The sequence below is a fragment of the Mesorhizobium sp. M1312 genome, from assembly GCF_040318115.1.
GTDB lineage: Bacteria > Pseudomonadota > Alphaproteobacteria > Rhizobiales > Rhizobiaceae > Mesorhizobium.
In genome coordinates this window covers 24,677-47,354 of the sequence record NZ_JAMYLQ010000041.1, presented here as the reverse complement: position 1 = coordinate 47,354, position 22,678 = coordinate 24,677, and the positions used below count along the sequence as shown (strand labels likewise).

15 protein-coding genes and 4 pseudogenes are annotated in these 22,678 nt (G+C 60.0%); 12 read left to right on the top strand and 7 right to left on the bottom strand.

Translation table 11 applies throughout. The features are described 5' to 3' along the window. The first annotated feature begins 303 nt into the window (after positions 1-303). On the top strand, positions 304-825 hold the full coding sequence (locus NKH36_RS31320; RefSeq protein WP_352965713.1) for a helix-turn-helix domain-containing protein: 522 nt from the start codon (positions 304-306) through the stop codon (positions 823-825). A gap of 279 nt (positions 826-1,104) precedes the next feature. Here NKH36_RS31320 and NKH36_RS31315 read toward each other — a convergent pair whose 3' ends face one another. Both NKH36_RS31315 and NKH36_RS31310 read right to left on the bottom strand, forming a co-directional pair. After that, the gene (locus NKH36_RS31315; RefSeq protein WP_352965715.1) at positions 1,105-2,160 is read right to left on the bottom strand and encodes a cytochrome-c peroxidase; all 1,056 of its coding nucleotides are present in this window, start codon (positions 2,158-2,160) and stop codon (positions 1,105-1,107) included. Between the two features lie 801 nt (positions 2,161-2,961). After that, the gene (locus tag NKH36_RS31310) at positions 2,962-3,264 is read right to left on the bottom strand and encodes a DUF982 domain-containing protein (protein ID WP_352965717.1); all 303 of its coding nucleotides are present in this window, start codon (positions 3,262-3,264) and stop codon (positions 2,962-2,964) included. 558 nt (positions 3,265-3,822) lie between these two features. Here NKH36_RS31310 and NKH36_RS31305 point away from each other — a divergent pair. Next, positions 3,823-4,287 carry a Ros/MucR family transcriptional regulator gene (locus tag NKH36_RS31305; RefSeq protein ID WP_352965719.1) on the top strand — a complete coding sequence of 155 codons (465 nt, stop codon included), beginning with the start codon at positions 3,823-3,825 and terminating at the stop codon, positions 4,285-4,287. A gap of 227 nt (positions 4,288-4,514) precedes the next feature. On the opposite strand, the gene NKH36_RS31300 is transcribed toward NKH36_RS31305, so the two are convergent. Then, entirely contained in the window at positions 4,515-4,727 is a 213-nt protein-coding gene (locus NKH36_RS31300) for a cold-shock protein (RefSeq protein ID WP_352965720.1), read from the bottom strand. Positions 4,728-5,072: 345 nt separating this feature from the next. Here NKH36_RS31300 and NKH36_RS31295 point away from each other — a divergent pair, with 345 nt between their 5' ends. The 3 genes from NKH36_RS31295 (at position 5,073) to NKH36_RS31285 (ending at position 9,668) form a co-directional block, all read left to right on the top strand. Further along, the gene (locus NKH36_RS31295) at positions 5,073-5,291 is read left to right on the top strand and encodes a hypothetical protein (RefSeq protein ID WP_352965721.1); all 219 of its coding nucleotides are present in this window, start codon (positions 5,073-5,075) and stop codon (positions 5,289-5,291) included. 994 nt (positions 5,292-6,285) lie between these two features. Further along, positions 6,286-7,701 carry a M16 family metallopeptidase gene (locus NKH36_RS31290; RefSeq protein WP_352965723.1) on the top strand — a complete coding sequence of 472 codons (1,416 nt, stop codon included), beginning with the start codon at positions 6,286-6,288 and terminating at the stop codon, positions 7,699-7,701. A 491-nt stretch (positions 7,702-8,192) separates the two neighbouring features. Further along, positions 8,193-9,668, top strand: coding sequence for an NAD-dependent succinate-semialdehyde dehydrogenase (locus NKH36_RS31285; RefSeq protein ID WP_352965725.1), 1,476 nt, complete (start codon positions 8,193-8,195; stop codon positions 9,666-9,668). Between the two features lie 581 nt (positions 9,669-10,249). Here NKH36_RS31285 and NKH36_RS31280 read toward each other — a convergent pair. The 4 genes from NKH36_RS31280 to NKH36_RS31265 form a co-directional block, all read right to left on the bottom strand. Then, positions 10,250-10,372 carry a hypothetical protein gene (locus tag NKH36_RS31280; RefSeq protein ID WP_352965728.1) on the bottom strand — a complete coding sequence of 41 codons (123 nt, stop codon included), beginning with the start codon at positions 10,370-10,372 and terminating at the stop codon, positions 10,250-10,252. Positions 10,373-10,501: 129 nt separating this feature from the next. Beyond that, complete coding sequence (locus NKH36_RS31275) at positions 10,502-12,451, bottom strand: class I tRNA ligase family protein (RefSeq protein ID WP_352965859.1); 1,950 nt, start codon at positions 12,449-12,451, stop codon at positions 10,502-10,504. Positions 12,452-12,836: 385 nt separating this feature from the next. Beyond that, positions 12,837-13,616 (bottom strand): phytanoyl-CoA dioxygenase family protein, encoded by a 780-nt coding sequence (locus NKH36_RS31270; RefSeq protein ID WP_352965731.1) that lies wholly within the window; start codon positions 13,614-13,616, stop codon positions 12,837-12,839. 506 nt (positions 13,617-14,122) lie between these two features. Further along, entirely contained in the window at positions 14,123-15,427 is a 1,305-nt protein-coding gene (locus NKH36_RS31265; RefSeq protein ID WP_352965850.1) for a lysine N(6)-hydroxylase/L-ornithine N(5)-oxygenase family protein, read from the bottom strand. Positions 15,428-16,982: 1,555 nt separating this feature from the next. On the opposite strand from NKH36_RS31265, the gene NKH36_RS31260 reads away from it, so the two are divergent. From NKH36_RS31260 to NKH36_RS34955, 7 genes and pseudogenes are all read left to right on the top strand, one after another. Further along, positions 16,983-19,073 (top strand): prolyl oligopeptidase family serine peptidase, encoded by a 2,091-nt coding sequence (locus NKH36_RS31260; protein ID WP_352965737.1) that lies wholly within the window; start codon positions 16,983-16,985, stop codon positions 19,071-19,073. A gap of 172 nt (positions 19,074-19,245) precedes the next feature. Continuing rightward, positions 19,246-19,941, top strand: a complete 696-nt coding sequence (locus NKH36_RS31255) for an OmpW/AlkL family protein (protein ID WP_352965739.1) — start codon at positions 19,246-19,248, stop codon at positions 19,939-19,941. A gap of 281 nt (positions 19,942-20,222) precedes the next feature. After that, positions 20,223-20,591, top strand: a pseudogene (locus NKH36_RS31250) (nicotinate-nucleotide diphosphorylase); the annotation flags it as partial. Then, positions 20,557-21,216, top strand: coding sequence for a dethiobiotin synthase (bioD, locus tag NKH36_RS31245; RefSeq protein ID WP_352965847.1), 660 nt, complete (start codon positions 20,557-20,559; stop codon positions 21,214-21,216). The pseudogene NKH36_RS31250 and the gene bioD, both read left to right, overlap by 35 nt. Continuing rightward, positions 21,216-22,049, top strand: a pseudogene (locus NKH36_RS31240) (aminotransferase class III-fold pyridoxal phosphate-dependent enzyme); the annotation flags it as partial. The gene bioD and the pseudogene NKH36_RS31240, both read left to right, overlap by 1 nt. Beyond that, positions 22,034-22,387: pseudogene (gene bioZ, locus NKH36_RS34960) on the top strand (3-oxopimeloyl-[acyl-carrier-protein] synthase BioZ); the annotation flags it as partial. The pseudogenes NKH36_RS31240 and bioZ, both read left to right, overlap by 16 nt. Continuing rightward, a pseudogene (locus NKH36_RS34955) lies at positions 22,379-22,612 on the top strand (aldehyde dehydrogenase family protein); the annotation flags it as partial. The pseudogenes bioZ and NKH36_RS34955, both read left to right, overlap by 9 nt. Positions 22,613-22,678: the final 66 nt, after the last annotated feature.

Below are 22,678 nucleotides of genomic sequence, written 5' to 3'. Positions count from 1 at the left end.
TGCGCGAATCGAAACCGCGCGGATCGACGAGTCCACTACATCTCGTGTCCCTTAGGGCATGGCCCCACCTTTCGGAAAAACACCCACTCAGCCCTGTCCAGATCTGGCGCTCCTTGCTCGCTCCGCTGGCCTACACAGTTGATTGCGAACGACCCAGAACGGCTCTCGAAAACGAGCGTCGAACGAAATCAGATCACCGTTTGTTCTCCCTTAGCGTTGTTTGGCGTACTTTAATCGCGATGCCCTCCAGTGTTGGATGGTCCAAATTACGCAAGCTCGGTCGAGTGATCGCGGAGAAGGTTAATGTCGACTACATCGAAATTCATGGAGCGGTTCGGACAACGGGTGCGAACCCGGGACGTCGTGCCGGTGTCGTCAGGCTCTCCCGTCCGACTGAGCCTCGGTTTTCTTCACGGCGCGAATACTCCTGAGGCCGCCCGCATTCGCGGTAAGAGACAGCTGCCGCTCAGGACGGCCCACGCGATACTCACGGAGATGGTCGATCACGGCAAGGCGTTCGTGACGGTTCCTTGCGTCGACGACCTGTTGGCACTGAAGAATGAACTGTCGTCCGCAGGCGTGATCGCGAAGGTTCATGCGCCGCGGCCGATAAGTGTTCGCGAAGTCCGGGATCGCACGAAGCTGTCTCAGGAGGCATTCTCCGTGAGGTATGGCCTCGATCTGGCAACGCTTCGAAACTCGGAGCAAGGTCGCTCGAAACCGGATGTAGCGGCGAATACTCTCCTTTGGACCATCGCCCGGAATCCGAAAGCGGTCGAAGAATCGCTGGACATGGAGGACGGAGTGGCTGCCCCATCACCCTGAGGGGGCCGGTCACTCCGGCGCTCGGCTATTCGGCCGCCAGCGCGATAGCCGGCCGCCGCGGGGTATCGACAGCGCGCGAGCCTCAAACGTCCGACGCCTTCCTTGGCATGTCGCACGCCAGATCCCAAACATGGTTCCACCGCAACGAGGTGGTGACGGAAGCAGTGTCTGCACTTTGGAAACGAGCCAGGCCTTTGCGTCCTCATGTACGTCGCGATCGTCTCGTCCCAGTAAAAGTCGCAATCATTGTCGATGCGACGTTCCGCGCCAGCTGGCCGTTTATTTTCCTAAGATCTGCGTTACAGGCCGGGGCGTTGTCGCCGTTTCGGCGGGTAAAATGGGATAGGCGAGCTCGGGTGCCTTTCCGGTCAGCGAGTTGAGGAAGGCAACAAGCAGGTCGACTTCTTCGTCCGCCAGTACCACGCCAAGCTGGGTGGTTCCCATGATGGCAACGGCCTGTTTCAGATCCCAAACCTTGCCCGAATGAAAGTATGGCGCGGTGAGTGCAACGTTGCGCAGCGGCGCCACGCGGAAAACATAGGAATCGTCGGCAGTATTGGTGACCGCAAATCGGCCCTTGTCTTTTTCCGGCAGGACCTCGGCGCTGGGCTGTTCCACGAGGCCGAATGGGTAATAGGCTTCCCCACCAACGTTGATACCGCCATGGCAGGACGAGCAGCCTTTGTCCATGAAAAGCGCCAGGCCCTGTTTCTGTTCGGAAGTCATGGCGGCGTCATCGCCATTGAGGAAGCCGTCGAAGGGGGCCGGCGTGACCAGTGTCGCCTCGAAGGCTTCGATCGCCTTGGCGACGTTGTCGAAGGTGACGCGATCGGCTTCAGCCGGAAAAGCTGCATCGAACCAATCGACATATTGCGGCATCGACTTGAGGGTGGCGATGACTTGACCCGGTGTATTGGCCATTTCGACGCCGGCTTGGACCGGTCCCTTCGCCTGAGCCTTCAGGTCTTCGGCACGACCGTCCCAGAACTGGGCGATGTTGAAGACAGCGTTCAGTACAGTCGGCGCGTTGCGCGGTCCCTTCTGCCAACCATGGCCGATCGAGGTTTCGTGATTGTCGTCGCCGCCGGTGGCCAGGTTGTGGCACGAGTTGCACGACAAGACGCCTGACGCCGAGACGCGTGGATCGAAGAACAGTGCCTTGCCGAGGGCGATCTTCTCCGGCGTGATCGGATTGTTAGCGACTGCCGGCGTGGTGGGTGGCAAAGCCTTGAAAGTGGCCAATGCCGTTTCTCTGAGGTCTGCGGGGATCGAATCCGCAGCAAAAGCGGTGGCTGCCAGCAAGGCGACAGCCATCGTACTGAATAGGATTTTCATAAATGATCTCGCTGCGTGGTGCACGCAGCCACTCTGGGATATGCGGCTCATGAACGCCCTGCGCTAGATCAGCTGCGGGAGAGGACCGGGGATCCGACACCTCTCGCGGCAGAGATGGGACCGTCTCGGAAGTGAACGCTCTTCTCTATTGGATTTCATGGAGGCGGAGGATCGCTGCTCGCCAAGCGGCGGTGCCGGAGCCGTGCTCCGGTTCTCTCTGCGCCTTCTACCATGAAGAAATCGGGTCCGCCGCCGTGTCAGATTTCGGTTCGGGGCCGATTATCTGTTCCTCTGCAGGTCGGCTCGATTTCCGGCGTGCCTTCGCCAGATCGACGTTGGCCCAAATCGATCCGCGATCGCGTCTTGCAGCACCCTTTGCGGGACAAACTTATTTCGACTGTGGAGGGCCGTTCGGGGTGAGCGAAATTAAACGAATTTCAAAGGGCGCCCGAGTAGCTGTTTTGATTGGTTTGTGAGGCCTATAGCCTCCATCGAGCGAATATTAGCAGACGACGGAGCACAATCTTTGCTTCGCCTTCAATCGGACAACTGCTTTGCAATAATTACAGGGTAATTTGCCATCATGAATTTGAGAGAATCAAGTGACACGCAGTTGATTTTCACACGATGCGTTGCAGTCCTGTCGCGAGAAGCTGATTTACAAATACAACAAGATAATTAACATCGCCATAGCGACAAAATATTCTTTGTTCGCTATAGTACGCTCCAGATGCCGGCGGAATCTCGATACAATAACCTCGACGGCGTAACCCGCTCCAGCCTCACACACGACTGCGACGCCTATACTTGCGCTTTTCCACTGCCCGACATGCAGGCAGCGAGCCATTGCATCGCGGAGGTTGCATCTTCCAAGATGGCGACCTGTTGCGCAAAGCACAAAAAAGTCTTGCGCGCTGCGCTCGCAGGTTTTCGTCCGTTGTATGCATCAAAGCACGCCCTGAGGGCGTCTTCGTAGATCCGGTCTCTGCGATCTTCTGGCCATTCGTTGAGAAAATCGATAGCATCCGCAGGACTGGCAATCTCTTGCACGATGTGCGCTGCACGCCTTACGAAAAGTGGGCTGCTGAAACTCCCTGAGCTCATTGGTTCCTCCCGACCTGCTGAACCGCTGGTTGCGTGAACAAGCGCCGCCTCTACACCCGCCCACCATTGCGGAATGTGTTGTCACACCCATAGCGGTTCAATAGCAAAGCAGCGGCGTGATGTCCTCGGTTTACCAGCGGGCCAATCCCTAACATCCTGCTGCGAGAGCGGCTCACTGGATGAATCTACATCGTTTCGACCATTGCGAATCAAGACTTGATAGTTCCTCCACGCGCCACCAGGAGCGGCCAGTGCTCTGCCACCGATTTCACAGCCAAAGAGAGGATGGCGAAACAGAAATAGCCCGCTTCGTTTCGAGATTACTTGGTCATTTCGGCGCAAAGCTTACGGCCGAGACGCCCTGAAAATGCGCAAGCACCGCGGCAGGTCGCCAACAACGGACGGATCAACGGTCACGACGGCGGGATACCGCGCTATAGATCTCGCTGCTGGACGAGCATCCCAATAATCCTGTCGAGACCTTTGTTGCTTTCAACGGCGACCGCCACTATGAAGCGACGCTTCGCCGACTGTGTTTCACGCCGCCTGGAGAGTTTCATGACAGAAGAAGCCGAAAAAAACATCGACACCCTCATCGAGCTCACCGCCGATGTCGTCTCAGCCTATGTCTCCAACAATCCGATCCCGGTGGGGGATCTCCCTGCCCTCATCGGCCAAGTGCACGCGGCTCTGAAAGGGACGGCCGGAGGTGTCTCTGTAGAAGAGCCGGTTGCCCTTACGCCTGCAGTCCCGATCAGGAAGTCGGTGACACCAGACTACATTATCTCCCTTGAGGACGGGAAGAAATTCAAATCGCTAAAGCGCCATCTGTCGACCCACTATGGGCTGACGCCGGATGGATATCGGGCCAAATGGGGCCTGGCGGCGGATTATCCCATGGTCGCGCCGAACTACGCCGCAGCGCGCTCGGCATTAGCCAAGACGATGGGCCTCGGCCGCAAACCGAAATCGCCGGAAGCGCCGGCGCCGACGAAGCGAACCCGCAAGAAGGTCGCAGCTTGATTTCGGCAATCGAGATACGTTCTGGAGCGTTGCAGCCATCGGCTTAATCTGCGCGTCATATAAAAAGGCGGGGCCAACCCCGCCTTTCTTTCAAACAACTTTGTTCATGAGGAATTCGCGACGCCTTGCAGCAAACTGCTGCCCCTCAGTTTTGCTCGCCCCTATCGAGCGGCCGTGAGGACCTCCGGACCTACGCGCCCACTCTTGCCAGGACGCAGGAGAAAATTTCAACCAGCTTTGCTGAGGCTGCCAGCGGAGGATTTGCCAGTGCGTCGGTCCTGCTCGATCTCATAGTTGATCTTCTGGCCGTCAGCGAGGGTCGAGAAGCCCGCGCGTTCGACAGCTGAAATGTGGACGAAAACATCCGGACCGCCATTGTCGGGCTGGATAAATCCAAACCCCTTGGTGCTGTTGAACCACTTTACCGTTCCAGTCGGCATATACGTATTCCTCTTTAACAATTGCAACGTGGGCAGGCCATTAGGCCTGCCCGACTCATAGCCGAGACTTGGCCGCAGCAAAAAGCGAAAAATTGTTAAGCCCCGATCAGCTGGCGCACTCCATTGTGGCCGTGGTCGCCACCAAGCATTGTCCTACACTACCGCTCGAGCATGGCCGGAAGCACCCCATCCTTCCAACGCTCCTCAGCGCCACGTCTATTGCTGGTGCTTGGAGGCACGGGACGTATGGCCGACCGCTGCTCGTGCCGCCAGGTCAAGGCCGGGTAGTTCACGGAGCTACCTTCGTGCATAACGGCTTGGCAAGCGCTGTGAAGGAGTTTCGAATTGGATTGTTTCAAGAGGGTCGAGGGGTTAATCGATGCCATCAGCGTGGAAGCGATTGATAACGCGCGCGTATTGCTGAACCGATTCAAGGGCAAGTCAGAAACAATCGCTCAAGCGATCGACGACTTCCTACTTGATTTCATGACCTTGCTGTTTGTGGTAGAAGCTACCCGCGAGCGGTTCCACAATCCGGCGAGGCGGTTGGCGCGATCAGATTGAGCAGGATCAGGCTGTTACTCACCCGATGCTCTTGACCTAAGGGACCACGCCGCCAGCGATTCGTTTGCAGCCGCAAAGAAGGCGAAATCTGTTCGCCGGCAAACCGAGCACAGCCAGGCGGTATTTACGCAGATGAATTCGATCGCGACCGCCAAATTCTCCTGTTAGGTACCCAGCGACGACGGCAAGCCCGGACAGCTTCCGTGCTGCTGTCCTCCAGCGACAAACGTGCCTGCATGTCCCCATCCACGGCGAGCTCGACGGTCGTTTCTTACGTTTGACCAAGGTCCCGCGCAAACACTCCCCTTTCCCGCAGCAACTCATCACGCTCAACGGCCTCGCGGCAGGCGCATTACGCCAGAAGCGCGCAACCTCATCGTTTTTGTCCCGCCCGATTCCTCGATCTTCGTTTTCCAGCGCCTCGCGGATATCGCCCAACTCGCCGATCTTTGATCAGATCCGTCTTCGCGCGCGAGCAGGCTCCGCGCTTGAGTTCGCTGCGCTGCTCACGCCTCTGCCGTTCAGCATCGACCCGGTCTTGCTGTGGAGGACGGGAGGCCGCGGGGCGACCAACATCTCCATTCTCACCGTCAGTGCAGCGGCCAGCGAAGCGCATCCTATGCCCCTCCCCCGGCAGCGCGCCCAATCGTCTTCCGAACGAAGAAGATATCCTCAGCCGCGCGCGCGTCTCGTTCGGCCCTGTCCGATGTCCGACAATGTCGGATGCGCAACATGGCAGAGCCCGATTTGTCTACACGCCTCGACGGTTTTCTGATCTGGCACGGTGCGTGCTTGGTCATCCGCAAGGCGACGCGGACCAAGGAGAATCCGTCCCATGATCACCTCACCAAGAAGTACGGCCGCAGGTCTCCTGGGTCCATCCAAAGATGAGGCTCGAGTAAGGCCTGGCACCGTGAAGAGCTTATTCATCTGGCTCGGCGCTGCCCGCAGATCCTCCCACGGGGGGAGACTGGGACGCAGCGCCTTCATCAAAATGAGGAACAAATCACTTTGCCCCGAACCTTGCTTTTCGACCAGCCACCAAAACCGGAGCCATCGATCGTCCCCCTGGCTGCGCAAGGCGTTCATTGCCACCGCGCTGGCCCTGGTTACGACCTCTCCGGCTCTGGCCGCCACTGACGACGGCAAAGTGACGGATTTCCTGCTCGACAACGGCATGGAAGTGGTCGTCATCCCCGATCACCGCGCGCCGATCGTCACTCATATGGTCTGGTACAAGATCGGCAGCGCCGACGAGCCACCCGGCAAATCCGGCCTTGCCCATTTCCTCGAGCGTCTGATGTTCAAGGCGACGACCAACCACGCCGCCGGCGCGTTCGACCGAGCCGTCTCAGCCATCGGTGGCTACAATAACGCCTTCACCGCCTATGACTACACCACCTTCCTCGAGACGGTGGCGCCCTCGGCGTTGGGTGAGATGATGGACTTCGAGGCCGATCGCATGTTCAACCTCATCCTCAACGACGATATCAAGACCGAGCGCGACGTGATCCTGGAGGAGCGCCGTTGGCGCAGAGAGATGAACCCGCAGGCTCTGCTGGACGAGGAGGTCAACGCGACGTTGCGGCAGAACCAGCCCTACCGCATTCCGGTCATCGGCTGGACGCAGGAGATAGAGAAGCTGAACGGCACCGACGCATTCACGATCTACAACAAATACTACCGACCGAACAACGCCGTGCTGGTGGTGGCCGGCGACGTAGAGCCTGAGACGGTGAAGGCGCTGGCCGAGAAGACCTATGGCAAGGTTGTGCGCGGGCCGGACCTGCCCCCGCGCAACCGCCCGGTCGAGCCGGAGCAGAACACCAGGCGCACAGTGACGCTGACCGACGCGCGCGTTTCGGTGCCGAGCTTTTCCACTCGATGGGTGGTGCCGTCCTATCATACGGCAGAGCCCGGCGAGGCCGAGGCGCTCGACCTGCTGGCCGAGATCCTCGGCGGCGGTAACCGCAGCCGGCTATATCAGGAGCTTGTCGTCAAGCAAGGCATAGCCTCGGCGGCCGGCGCCTCCTTCCAGGGCACCATGCTAGACGACACCAATTTCACCATCTCCGGCTCGCCGCGCGGCGATGCAAAGCTCGTCGATCTCGAAGCGGCGGCCGTTGCCGAAGTCGCCCGGATCGCCAAGGATGGCGTCACCAGCGACGAGCTGGACAAGGCCAAAGACGGCTATATCCGCTCGGTGATTTTTGCGCACGAGCTGGACCACATCGCCAACATTTATGGCAAGACGCTCACCACCGGTGGCAATGTGAAGGACGTGCTCGAGAGGCCGGACCGCGTCCGCAAGGTCACCACCGACGAAGTCAAGGCGGTCGCCGCGCGTTATCTGGTGCTCGACCATTCGACGACAGGCTATCTTTTGCCGCAGCAACAGGCGGGGAATTGATCATGAGTTCCATCCCCATGCAAATGCGCCGGCCGGTCTTCCCTCGGCGCGCCTTCGCCACCCTGTTGCTCTCCATCCTCTTTCTCATCTTGCGGGCGCTCGCCGGGTAAACGGGATCTGTTTAAAGCCGCGAGGAGCGGTTTTCGCGGGCCTTGCCAGGCATTTGCCGGTTCAGGCGTCATTATTGGGGTGCGCTCCTCCTCAGGCCAGCCTCTCTTCGAGGGGATAGAGTCGCCGATTCGTGGTCCGCAGATTGTAGGCGCAGGCCACCAGCTTCCACTCCGCGCGGCTGGCGAAGCCGATGTCCGTTGTTCAATCGTTCGACTAGTAGAACCGCGAGGCATCTTCTAGCGTATTCAGGTATTCTCCCTGTCCAGTCGGGTACCGTGGTCCACCAGCTGTCTGGCCGAGGCCCTATAAGGAACCCGGACGTCGCGGAGTACACACCGCACCTGCTATATATACCTGCTGCGTTGAGGAGGAATCCGGTATTGCCCCTGCGCCTGCCGATGATCCGTCACCTGAGATCCTCCGACCTGTTTGGACCCATTGATCGCCTGCCGGCACTTGGCACGCGGATTAGCGAGCGGACATTCGAGGTCCTCAACCCGTCGACTGGCGAAGTGCTGGCAGAACTACCCGACATGGGTGTCGAGGAGACATGCGCTGCGGTCGACAAGGCCTATGTCGCGCAGCTTGGATGGGCAGGGCTGACCGCACGTGAGCGCAGCGACGTTCTATGGCGATGGCATCAGTTGATCATCGACCACGCCGACGATCTCGCCGCGATTCTTACCGCGGAGATGGGCAAGCCGCTTGCCGAAGCCAAGTCGGAGATATCGCATGCTGCGGCGTATCTGCAATGGTACGCCGAGGAGGCCAATCGCGTCTATGGCGAGACGATCTCCGCGCCATCGATGGACCGCCGAATGCTGGTAATCAAGCAGCCCATCGGAGTTGTTGGCACGATAACGCCATGGAATTTCCCGGCCTCGATGGTGGCGCGCAAAATCTCGCCAGCCTTGGCGGCGGGCTGCACGATCGTCCTCAAGCCCGCTGAACAGACGCCGCTCGTGGCGGGAGCAATGTTCGCCCTCGCCCATCAGGCTGGCTTTCCCGAAGGCGTCGTCAACCTGATCTATGCGTCCGAAGGTGACGCGGTCGGCCGCGAACTTTGTACCAATCCCAAGGTCCGCAAGATCAGCTTCACCGGGTCGACTGAGATCGGGCGCCTTCTCATGCGCCAGTGCTCGGACCAGATCAAAAAAGTCAGCCTTGAGCTCGGCGGCAATGCACCTTTCATCGTCTTCGATGATGCCGATATCGATGCCGCGGTTGACGGTGCGGTCCAGGCGAAGTTCCGCAATGCCGGCCAGACCTGCGTTTCGGCGAACCGCCTTTACGTCCAGTCGGGCGTTCACGACGAGTTCGTCGAGAAATTCGTGCAACGGGCTCGCCAACTTCAAGTTGGTGACGGTTTCGCTCCCGGAGTGGACATCGGACCGCTCATCGACAAGCACGCATTGGCCAAGATCGAATCCCATATTGCCGATGCCGTCGCCAAAGGCGGCGCAATTCGATGCGGGGGCAAACGCATCGGCACGAACGGCACGTTTTTCCAACCGACAGTCCTGACCGGTGTCTCCAGCGAGATGACCGTCGCGCAAGAAGAGACATTCGGGCCACTGGCACCGATTATTCGCTTCAAAGATGCGGATCAGGTCGTGCGTGAGGCCAACGACACGATCTACGGCCTCGCGGCCTACTTTTATGCCTCCAACCTGAAGCGTGTCTGGCGTGTGGCCGAGGCCTTGGAATATGGAATGGTCGGGGTAAATACCGGCCGGATGTCTTCGGAAGCGGCGCCGTTCGGTGGGATAAAACAGTCCGGCATCGGGCGGGAGGGATCCCGCCATGGCCTCGAGGACTACCTCGAAATGAAATATCTCTGCATGGGCGGCGTCTGAATTTTCGGCTTGCAGGGTTCACAGCCGGGTAACCTAGCGAGCGATCTCCAAATATGTGAATTGTAGGATCGCTCCTCGATTGGGAACTGAGGGGCGGCTCCGTACCCGAGCAAACACGCAATCCTGAAGGAGCACCCTGGCTGGACTTATCTCTCGACGAGACAAGCGTCTGCATTGTCGGCGAAGACGGCGTGCATGTGACGGAGGAGGATACGCTTGCGAGGGATTTGGCGGCCCTCGCCGACTATCTTCAGGCGACGGGCTGTCGTTGCGCGGGTATGGTTGGAAGCTTGTGCACCATCCCGATCGTGAACGCTGGTTGTGCGCGATATCCGGTTTCTGGGGCAGAATTTTGAACCTGCTACCTTCCGATTGTCAGTAGCTCAGTTGTTCTTCGGCCGACTGCCGCGCCGAGTACAGGCTCGGACAGAATCGAAGATACCATCAGGCAGGCATTCGCATTCGAGATTTCCGGTGATCGGCGCACGGTCCAGGGCGCGCCAGGTTGACCAAGCGCCTCGAACCGCATGACAGTCTTGACCGGCTGGAGGACGGAAATCCCGCGATGCCGAAGAGGTTGGTCAGCGCAGTCGAGCCCACACGGCATTTGCGGCACGAAACAGCAAGGGCTGTGAAGCGACGGCCGAGCGGTCCTCGAAGGCGCGGGCCAGGGTGTCGACGATGCGTTGGTTCAGGTCCGCCAATCTGGTCTCTACCGTCTGATAGCGGGTTCGGTCGCCAGTGACAGCGAGCAAAGATATTTGGCATCATCGGCTTTGATTGCCGCGCAGATCTGGTCGAGATTGGGATAGCTCACTGGTGCACCTTTGGGCTCATAGTGCTTCCTCCTCATCGAGATGAGGATTACCGGATTTAGCGTAGAAAACCAACACGGGTCCGAGATCAAAGCGCGTCCCGGGCGCAAGGCGCTGGACGGACCGGGGCCATGTTTCGGTTGAGACGCCATCGATGCCTCGCGCCAGCGTTCTGGCGAATCGGGGCATCAGCGGAGCGAGTGTCGGTGCCAGGATCGCAGCGGCCGTCGTCTGAAGGGCTAGCGAAGTCCGATTGCGGGCGGGATAGAAATGTCGCGCCGCCGCATAGTCTCGCGCCCGACGGTAGATCACGCAATCGCGCACGAAATCGCAGACCTGAGCGGCCGCGCGCCGGACCGAGAAGCCTTCGTCCGAATAGGCGCGCTCCATCGCCGCGCGATAGATCGCTATCCGAGCAAAGAAGGCGCGGTCGGCCGGGCTCCAGTCGCCTGCATCGGGTACACGGCCGCCAAAATCCTGCTTGATTTCCTGGTTCAACGCATCGAGCCAGTTCAGCCAGATCCCTTGGAACACCTCGTTCTCGGTGCGGCGCAGCGCGTCCGGGGTGAAATCCGTCCGCTCACCTTCCGGGCGTGTCAGGCCCAAATGGAGGCGCACGACGTCGACTGTCTCTGGGCTCAGAACCTCCTTGCCCCAAACCGCATGGCGGCAGCTGGTTGAGAACTTCTTGCCGTCGAGCAGGTAGAACTCGTTGACGTGATAGTGGATGCGTGGCGTCCAGTGGGAGAAAACCTCGGCGTAAAGAGCGGGGTAGAGTAGCGCGTGGTAGAAGGAATTGTCGAAGCCGAAGAAATGGACAATCTGCCAGTCATTGCCGGGCATGGCCGCCTTCCAGTCGCGACCCAGCGAGCGGCCGAGCGCCTGGATGTTGTAAAGAAAACCGAAGGCCATTTCCGGCCAGACCCAGATCACTTGCCCCGGGAACCCTTCGGCCGGCAGGCCCCAGTCCGAGGGGTGGGTAATGGGCACTGAAAAGTTGCCGCGCCGGCGTAGGCGCGCGAAGAGATCCAAGATCCGTAGCGGGACGCCCGACGCCGTTAGATGCCGGTCGATATTGGCGTAGCATCGGTCCAGCGCAAGTTCAGCGCGGCGGACGGAGCCGACCAGCGGCGCCTCGTCAGACTGCCGTGACCGGGCTGCACGCAGGTCGTGGCAAAGGTTTGGGGCGCCGCATTCCTCGCAGATGTTTCCGCCGGCGGACCCGCCGCAATCAGGGCAGAGGCCGCTAACATCCGGTTCGTAAAGATAATGACCTGTCACGGCATCGAAAAGCGCAGGGCTCTGGCGCAGATCTATCGCCGTGCTGCTCAGAAGACTGCGGAAACACGCGGCTTGAAACTCGCCGTAACCGTCTTCGCCCGTCGTGAGTTGGAAGCTGTGGACCTCACAATCGAAAAGTGCAAGCGTGGCGCGAATCTCGTCGGCGTAATAGCGCGCCACCTTTGCAGACGTCGATTGAGCGGCATCAGCGCGCGCGGCGACGTAGCTTTGGTAATCATCGCTTCCAGTCAGATGATAGGCTTCGACCCCTTTCATGCGCAGGAAACGCGTGTAGACGTCGGCGCCAAAATAGGGGCCAGAAAGATGCCCCAGATGCAGATCGCCATTTGGCGTCGGCGGTGTGGAGAAGACGAAGGTCGGCCCGCGGGGAGCCGTGACCGTTGCAGCGACATGATGAGCGGCATCGTCGTCTCGCCAGCAGACATCGACGAAATTTAGGTCTTCGTCCCCATCGTTGTGCAGCACATGCGCTTCAAAAGGGTGGAACAGAACGACATCGCCCGCCTCGACCGAGATTTCCCCACGGTCGGTCGTGACCTTGCCCGCGCCAGAGAGGACCACGAAGGCCTCGATTTCGTCGTGCCGATGGGGCTCGGATGTGACGCCGGGTCCAACCTTTCCGAATGAAAACCCCGTGCGAGCGCTTCCCGTTCCAAGCGTGGCCATGTCGATACCGAACGCCCGCGACAGCTCCGTTCGAGAAAACCTGTATTTGCGCATGACGAACCTAAGCTGTTGGAGCAGTGGGATCTTCGGCTGCCAACGCAACAGCCTCTTGTGCAGTTGCGCAGAGAAACGGTAGCCCGACCCGTTGGCGGCCCCGGCCAGGATAATTCAGCTCTGGGCCGCCAAGCGGGTGACGAGGGGGGCGCCAGTCGGGCTGTCGTCACAGAAGACCGCCCTGCGACCACCTCCACAATCCACGTGCCGAAGCGTCGTAACGGGCTGCGGTCGATGCTCCGCGAGCCGGCAAATCAGGACGCCATACTGTCCGCGCATTTTTGAGAGGTCGATCAGTTTCGTGTGCATGCCTCCACCTGGCTGCGTGAGCTCAATCGCGATAGAAAATGCCATTTGGGGGCTTGAGTTTGTCGAGATCGGCCACTTTGCCCTCGGGCGGGTTAAGGGCGCGCTTAAGCACGTTATATTCAGCGCGGGTCGGTCCACCGGTTGAAGCACGCTGGAACACCAAGTAGAGTGTCCGGCGCGAACGATTGCTTTTGTTCGGTCGTGAGTAGTGCGGTGCGTAATCGTCGAAGATGAAGATGTCGCCAGCCTTCCATACTATGGGTTCCCAGGAGAACATTTCGGCGACTTGAGGATCGATCACCCCACCGGCATCCATGGGAAATACCCCCTTCTTGTGGTTGCCGGGGCTGAAGAAAAGCCCGCCGTTTTCCGGGTCGGAGTCGTCGATGCCTATGGCAACCACCGCATGGACCATCCGGTCGGGGAGTTTGTGTGGAATGTGATAAATGTCCTGATGCGGGCGATAGCCGCCGCTGTCGGGGTAGTGGAAAATCAGCAACTCCTTGAGCCTGCGCGAATCTTCGCCAAGCAAATCCTCGACCGCTGACTTTATGCGCTGATCTTCTAAGAGCAAACGACGCAATGGATCATGGAAGTCGAGAAAATTCTCGATCTTGGAGATGATCTTTCGATTGTCCGTCGTCTTCTCGAACCACATGAGCCATTTATCATCGCTGACATCCCAGCGTGACATATCTTCGACAAAAGTAGAGATATCTTCCTGAGCCGCTGGAGCGAAGAACCTTTCGAGCCTGACGTATCCGTCTTTCTGCCACTTTTCTCTTTGTGCATCAGTCAACATGCGAAAAGCCTCCTGTTGGAAAGACTGGTTGGGCGGACATCCCAATTAGGGCAGTCGGGCGCTGGTCAAGTTGCGGGTCCACGGAGACGGACTCACTTCATGTGGGACGGCGATGCTAAGTGCGTTCCGCTCCGGCGGATTTTGTCCGCAGAAGCTCGGCGCGAGACTGCCTATGTCAGGCTCAGCCGGGTCCAGGGGTTCCGTAAACTGGGCCGGATCAATCGCTTCATCCGGTCCAGCCACGACACGCATCGCTAAAGGCCGGCACCATCCGCTGACCGCCGACCCAGCCATGGCCGCCAAGACCACGGCGCTCTTTCGAGTGAGCGACCTAGTACGGTCTTGACAACCGTAGGGGAAATGCACGCCCCCAGAATAATGCGATGCGCCGCTTGGTCCAAGGGCTTGTTCGGTCACGATGGTTTCGGAGAAGCCTCCGGCCTTCGCCGCAGCGGAGGCGGACATCATTCCTAGGATGGTACCGCCGATAATCAAAAGTCTACGAGTCATATCCCGCTGCCCATTTCTTCGGCTGCGGGGGCGGGCCAGCTCTCGATCGAGGTATGGCTGATGAAGCCAGGATGCTCGGGGTTCGCGCATGGCGCGCGCCCAAGAAGGCTATCGAGGATGCGGCGCGCGCGCCAGGCCAGCAGGCTTAGGTTCGGATCGGCCAGGCCGCGCTGCCCGAGGCTCGCGTTTTGTACGAAGATGCGTCTGTCACGCGGTCCGTCCCAGCTCACCGAAAAATCCTCGCGAATAGCTAATTCATTGTCGATCTGCTCCAGCCGATGCGCGATGGGTTCCAAGAAGTCTGGCACCGCGTTCTCGTAACCGGTGGCCAGGATGACGATGTCAGCCGTGACTTCTTCGACCTCGACCATGCCGTGCTGCAGGGTCAGCCTGTGACCCGGTCCGGCGTTGATGCAGTGCGAGACGGTGCAGCCTGGCCGCAGTGTGATTTCGCATCGGTTTAGCTCGAAAAATGCGTGGCGGTATAGCGCCTGATAGATCGCGCGCAACGTCCTTTCCGAAATGCCGTCCGAGGCAAGCACGAAAAGCCGCAGGAGCAGCTTACGCTGCGACTCGCTCATCGCCGCGAAACGATCCGAGAAGCAGGGCATGAACAACTCGTTTGTGAACGGGCTGTTGTCGAGAGGCAGGTAGTTCTCACGCTGCGAGACCCAAGTGATCGAGGCAGGCCGCCGTTCTTTCGGCAGGCCGACAAGGTGCAACATCACCTCGGCTCCCGACTGGCCTCCGCCAACCACGCAGACATGCTTTCTCCGCACTTCAGGATGGATGTGCAGTAAAACAGATGAGTGGAACAGGTTGCGTCCAGTCCAGCCCTGAAACTGAGGCGGAATTTGCGCCTGCTTGCCAATGCCGACCACGACGTTTCTGGCGCCGAGAGCCGCCTTATCCGTCCGCACCCGAAACTCGCCGTCAAAGCGGATTTCGCGCACCGTCTCGCCGCCACGCACAAGCGGGTTCCTGTGGAAGGCCCAGTTCAGATATTGTTCGAACTCAACTCTGAGCACGGCTTCGAACTGTGCGTTCAGGAAGTGGTACAGACGTCCGTTCTCGTACAGGTAGTTTACGAAAGTGTAGGCTGATCGCGGATTCACCAGCGTGACCAGATCCTTGAAGTGGCTCACCTGGAGCTCTGAGGAATCGAATGCGATGCCTGGATGCCAGCGGAAGTCGACCTGCCGATCCAGGAACAGTGCCCCCTGCCCAACTTGCTCGTGTATCTGACACGCAAGGCTCAAATTAGACGGCCCGGCACCGACCCCAACGCAAGATAACTCCACTGCTTTCCTCCTATAGAGTCTTCCCACTAGCCGGCTTGTTCGCGGCGAATATCGGCCATAGCCTTTGGGCCCCTCGCGGACGTTTTCGAGCCTTGGTCCCGACCAGTTCGCGAGAATTTGTCCAGCGCGTTCGGATCGTCGAATGTAGACCCAAGCATTCCAGCGCGGTGACAATCGAGGGTCATGCCGGCGACGTGGGGCAACAACGTATGTCCTATCCGCCCGTCTGGATGCCCGCGTCGCCGTCACGCGAGACGCTTTCCAAGCCCATGAGATGTTGAAGCCGGCGCAATCGCCCCGCCTCAACCATCACGCCTTTCGGGGCTTGATGGCAGGCGAGAGCGCGGTTTTCACTGCGGCGACGGCATTTTCGGTGCGGATGATCATGGACGACCTCTCTTTGATGCAGAGTCCCCTGCATCGGCCGTGCCAAAGACGGAACATTTTATTAAACAATGGGTTGGCGGATTTGCGATCCTGTCGGAAATCCGACATTGAGGGGGACGCCTCACGGCGGCGCCCGATTTGCACGTCGATGTCGCCTTTTCCGAATAGCTAATCGGGGCACCTTCTGCACCAGAATACTTCTCTTATGGAGACCAGCAGGAAGTCTTCATGAACGGACAGTGCAGAACCTTGTGTCTCTGCCGGACAGATCGCGATTTCCTTCTCCCATCGAGGTCGGCAGTTGCAAGAGCTGCCAGATCCTTCGCCCTATCGTGCCGTTCACTGGCTCGATCCCGACATCCTCGGAGCCCGCGATCATGAAGAGTGGCGCACTCTCATGTCCGCCGCGACGCCTCTCTCATGGGGAAGCAATTCTCTATGTTGGTGTCGGATCGATGCTCTTGATGAGATGGTTGCGGATGGGGGCATGCCCAGACCTAAGCACATCAATGATTGGGCGATATGGGACCTTCACCAACTGGATTGTCGAATCTCTGGAACGATAGCCGGAAGACAATTGCGTGATGACCACTCTGCCGGTTCCAAAAGCACGTGCGCCGTTCGGTCCCTCCGACTCAATCCAGGCGGAGGGATGAGGCCGCAAAGCAGTCCTTTGCGCGCCCACCGGTGGGCCAGGATGGAGGCAACGTAAACGCAGTTATTCGATGATCGCGCCGCGGTGTCCTCAGGCTGTGCCGCGCCCGACACCGGCGACGCAGTGGCCGTCGATCGCCGCGTCGCCGATGTCGATCCGAAGTTCGGCCAGTTTCGCGGTGAGCTTCACTGCATATTCCGCAGTGCCCACCGATCTGGCACGGGAGGTTCTATCAGGCGGTCACGGCTGCATTCGTTGTCGGATGTTCGACGCTGTCGGACATGAGACACAGCGTCATCAGGGTGATCGCATTGTTTTGAAACGATTTTCTTATTTGGCACGACTCCTGCGAGGCTGTCCGCAAAACGCGCTGCGGCACGGACAGGGGAGAAATCATTACATGATCATGCGCGCCAAACATGCGGTCGCAGCCGCGAAAGCGGAGCTTTCCCGGGCCGACGGAAGACTTTGCGCCTGTTTTCCAGGCGACTTCACTCTTCGGGTTAACCGGACATGACCGCATTCGATTGCCGCCCAACGCTGAATGCTCCCGACGATGATCCCTATCTTTGGCTCGAAGATGTAGAAGGCGAACGGGCACTTGACTGGGCCGCCAGCCAGTCTGCCAGGACCCTGGAGCAGTTCGGTGGATCGCAATTCGAGCGGGACCATGACGCCCTGACAGCGATTTTCGATCGCCCTGACCGGATTCCCTTGAGCAGGCGCCACGGCCAGTACCTCTACAATTTCTGGCAAGATGCCCGAAATCCGCGCGGACTGTGGCGCCGGACCACCCTTGCCGCCTACATGAATGTTGATCCCCAGTGGGAGCTACTGCTCGATCTGGACGCCCTCGCCGCTAGTGACGGAGAGGACTGGATCTGGGGCGGCGCGTCCCTTGAGCCGGAGAGACGGGAAAGAGCCGTTCTGCGCCTGTCGCGCGGCGGCAGCGACGCGGTCGTGCATCGCGAATTCGATCTGGGATCTCTTAGCTTCGTCGCCGATGGTTTCAACCTCGCGGAGGCCAAGGGCGAGGTCAACTGGCTCGACCCTGACACGCTGCTGCTTTCCAGTGCGCTTGGTGATGGCATGGCCACCCGCTCCGGCTACGCGCGCACCGTGCGGCTGTGGAAGCGTGGCGCGGATCCGCTCACCGCGCCGGTAATATTCCAAGCCGGTTCCGAATCCATCCGCGTGTCCGGCCATCTGGACCGCACCGCCGAGAGCGAGCGCCTCTGGTTCATCGAGGGGTCGACCTTCTTTGAGACGATCGTCAGAATCGGCGACAGGAGCGGGCCGAAGATGCGGATCGACCTTCCTCGGGACGCCTGGTGGAGCGGCTTCGGCGACTGGCTGGCGGTAAAGCCGCGCAAGCCCTGGACAGTCGGAGGGATGACCCATGCCGCGGACGCGCTGATCGGCATCTCGCTTTCCTCCTTCATCGCCGGCGAGCGCAGTTTTGCCATCCTCTTTGAACCAGGCGACAGGCGCTCCCTGCAATCATTCTTCTGGAATAACGGGAAGCTCGTTATCTCCTACCTCGTCAACCTCGATCCACGTTTCGAGATGTTCACCCCCAAGGGCCACGAATGGACGCGCCGAGCGCTGGACACCGTGCCCACCGAAGGGACTGTTCACCTTTGGTCGCTCGATGCTGAACCTCACGAGACCAATGGAGAGGTCCTCATTTCGGCTCAGGACCCGATCACGCCGCCGAAGCGTCTCCTATTAGACCTCAATGCCGCAGCGCCTCTCGGCGCTCCAGTAATCCTGAAGCGCGATCCGGAGAATTTCGACGCGTCAGGGCTGGTGGTGACGCGCCACGAGGCAGTCTCGACCGATGGTGAGATGATCCCCTATACGCAGGTCGGTCCGGCGAATGGGAACGGGGATGCCCCGGTTCACCTCACCGCCTACGGCGGGTACCGCAAATCGGTCCTGCCCCACTACAACTCCTCGCTCGGCAAACTGTGGCTCGAACGCGGCGGCACGTGCGTGGTGGCGAACATCCGGGGCGGCGGCGAGTTCGGCACCCGTTGGCACGAGGCGGGGCGCAGGGCGGGCAAGCGTCTCACCCATGACGATTTCGCGTCCGTTGCCGCCGACCTCGTGCGAAGAGGCATTACGCTGCCGAGGCGGATTGCCGCCCAGGGCGGCTCAAATGGCGGCCTTCTGATTGCCAATATGCTTACCCGCTATCCTGAGCGTTTCGGCGCGCTGTTCTGCAGAGTCCCGGTTATCGATATGCGCCGCTACACCAAGCTTTTGGCGGGCGCGAGCTGGATTGACGAATATGGCGATCCCGACAAGCCGGAGGAATGGATTTTCTTAAAGGAAATCTCGGCCTATCACGCCGCGACGCCGGGACAGCCCTATCCGCCGATCCTGCTTGCCACCAGGAAGCGGGATGACCGCGTCCACCCGGGCCACGCGCGTAAGATGGCAGCAAAGCTGCAGGCTCTTGGCTATCCCGCCTACTTCTACGAGCCCGGCTCGGGCGGGCACTGCTCCGGCAAGAACAATCAGGAGCGGGCCGCATTCATTGCCCTGGGCACCAATCTCCTTCGCAGTGCGATCGGCTGGCAAGCCGATGGCGTTCGATAGGGGGACGGAGACAAAGGGCAACGTTTCAACAAGTGAGTACAGATCGATGATTGCGAGCACGGCGCAAATAATGTGTGCGCTGTCCCACGCAAACTGCGCACGAGCGCTCCGTCGATTCCAGCAGGATTTCATAGTGCATCGCATCATTTCTGAAGAGCAAGGAGAGAATAGCATGGCGAAAAAGCGAATGGGCGTGGCGCGGGGGGTAACAGCGGCCGTCATCCTCATGGTGGTGGGACAGCAGGCCGTCGCGGCGGACCTTGCGCACCCCGCGTGCGTCCCGCAGGAAGGAGCCTTGGTCACTGAAGCGCCAAGCCCTTGGCAGATCCGCCTGCGTGCGTTGGGGGTCGTCACTGAGGATTCGGGCTACGTCAATGCCATGCCCGGCTCCGGTCTTTCTTATTCAAACACTGTGACGCCGGAACTCGATATCTCCTATTTCTTCACGGACAATATCGCCGCGGAGCTTATACTCGGCACCACCTATGCCAACATCGAGGGCCAAGGAACGATCGGCGGACTGGGCAATATCGGTAAGGTTTGGCTGCTGCCACCCACGCTCACATTGCAGTATCATTTTACCGATTTCGGCGCATTCAAGCCCTATGTCGGTGCCGGCGTGAACTACACGATCTTTTATAACCAGGACGTCGGCAGTGCAGATGCTCTCCATGTTAAGAACACGTTCGGCACCGCGCTGCAGGTCGGGTTCGACTACATGGTGGATCAGCACTGGGGCGTCAACTTCGACGTGAAGAAGGTTTTCCTCAAGCCAGACTTCGACGTCACGGTGGACGGCGCGAAGCTGACGGGGAAGGCGAACCTCGATCCCTGGTTGATAGGCGCAGGTGTCACCTACCGCTTCTGATAGCGAAAGGCGAAGCGGATTCGCCATCCGAGCTGAAATGAAGGGCGCCTTGTGCGCCCTCTGCCGTCGGCCATGCCTCTAAGTACCGAAAAGACCGTTTCCCCGGCGACTGGCGCTCCGCGGGTACTAGGACGCCTGTCAATGCCCCCGGGCGGCCTGCACCCAGTTTGCCGATCCCTTCGGCAACTTGTCGGTAGCAGCCGACGGGTGCTCACGCTCGATGAAGCCTTGGCGACAGCGCGGGAACCTGCATCCTCCCCAACGCTGGAAAGCGTCCTGTGATGAACCTGCCACCACTTGCCGCAATCATGCTAGAGCCTCTGGTGCGGGCAGCACTTCTGAACGATCTCGGCCGGCGGGTGATGTGACGACCGACGCGATCGTGCCGAAGACCCATAGCGACGACCGTACTGGCAGCGCGCCAAGCTGGAGTTGTCGCCGGTCTCGATCTGGCGATGCCGGCTTTCAAGCTGATCAACCAGAATGTCGAGATGACAGTGGAGAGAGCGGACGGCAGCGACGTCGCGCAAGGTGAGGCAATTGCATCGGTCAGCGGTTCGGCCCGGGCCATTCTCACCGCTGAATGGACCGCGCTCAATTTTTTATGTCATCTGAGTGGGATCGCCACGGCGACCGCTTCGATCCAAGCGGATCGTCATCACCGGAACAGACACCGGAATTGGCAAGACGGTGTTTTCGGCCGGGCTCGCCGGGCTGCTCGACGGTTTCTACTGGAACCCGGTGCAATCGGGCCTCGACGGCGAGACCGACAGCGAGGTGGTTTCGCGACTTGCCGGCCTGCCGTCGGGGCGCGTGCTGCCGGAAGCCTACCGCTTGAAGAGCCCGCTTTCGCCGCATCGTTCGGCCGAAATCGACGGCGTTTCGATCGAGGCTGCCGATCTTTCATTTCCGGTCCTGCCGACACCGCTCGTCATCGAATGCGCAGGCGGGCTGATGGTGCCGCTGAACCGACAGACAAGGTTCATCGACATATTCGAGCAATGGCAGTTGCCGGTCATTTTGTGCGCCCGCACCGCGCTCGGAACAATCAATCACACCCTGCTGTCGATCGAGGCCCTGCGGGTGCGCTCCATCCCGCTGGCTGGCGTCGCCTTCATCGGCGATGAGATGACCGATACGCAACGGACGATCGTGGAATTCGGCGACGTGCCGCAACTCGGCAGGCTGCCGCACCTCGACCCGCTGACGGACAAAACGCTGAGACAAGCGATGATTGCCGGCTTCGACCTCGCTTTGATTGCCGGAGGCGAATGATGTCGCATTCCCGTGTGTGGCATCCCTTCACCCAGCACGCGCTCGAGCCGGCGATCCCTGAAATCGTGCTGACGGAAGGCGCCTATCTCCACAAGATTGACGGCACGCGGATCCTGGACGCCATTTCGTCCTGGTGGGTCGTGACGCATGGCCACCGCCATCCCCGTATCATGAAGGCCATCGAGACGACCGCCTCGAGCCTCGACCAGATCATCTTCGCGGGCTTCACGCACAAGCCGGCCGAACGCTTGGCCAAGGCCCTTGTCGGACTCGCTCCCCCCGGACTCGACTGGGTGTTCTATTCCGACAGCGGCTCGACCTCCGTCGAAGTGGCGCTGAAGATGGCGCTCGGCTATTTCCGCAACATCGGCGCGCCGCGCTCGCGCATCGTCGTCATGGAGCACAGCTATCACGGCGACACGATCGGCACGATGAGCGTCGGTGCCCGTGGCGTGTTCAACGCCGCCTACGAACCCTTGCTGTTCGAGGTCGACACCATTCCCTTCCCGGCCGCCGGCCGCGAGCAGGAGACGCTGGATCGTTTCGAGGCTGTGACCCGCGATCGGCGAGCCGCAGCCTTGATCGTCGAGCCGCTGGTGCTGGCTGCCGGCGGCATGCTGATGTATCCAGCATCGGTTCTGGCCGAATTGAAGAGGATCACTGAGGCCTCCGGCACGCTGCTGATCGCCGACGAGGTGATGACCGGCTGGGGGCGCACCGGAACCATGTTCGCCTGCGAGCAGGCATCGATTTCTCCAGATATCCTGTGCACCTCGAAAGGCTTGACCGGCGGCACCATCCCGCTGGCCGCCACGCTTGCCACCGATGCCATCGTGGCATTCTCGGCGCTTCGGGGATTCAGACGGCTCGCGCCACGGGCTGATCCAGATTCTTGCGGGAGGAAGCAACAAGCCGCGGCGACCTTGACATCGGGCAAACCCGGAAGACGATCACCGACGGCCTTGAAGTGTTTGCCAAGGCCGTCGAGATGATGACTGCCTGCTCGCAAGACTCCCTCGCCGCAGCCCAGATGCAGCCGCAGAACATCGATCGGTTCGTGCCGCATCAGGCCAATGCCCGAATTTTCGATGCGGTCGGGAGGAACCTCGGCATAGCAGACCAAGCAATCGTCAAGACGATCGCCGAATACGGCAACTCTTCCGCCGCGACCACCATCTACGGTCTTGCAGCCTACTTCTACGCCTCCAATCTCAAGCGTGTCTGGCGCGTTGCCGAAGCCCTCGAATACGGCATGGTCGGCATCAATACGGGACGCATGTCCTCCGAGGCCGCACCCTTTGGCGGAATGAAGCAATCAGGGATTGGCCGGGAGGGGTCGCGCCACGGCCTCGAGGATTATCTCGAAATGAAATACCTCTGCATGGGAGGCCTTTAACACCGCAGCATACCCGGGCCTATCGACAGCTCCGTTGCAGCCGCAGGCGACCCGATCATCCGGAGC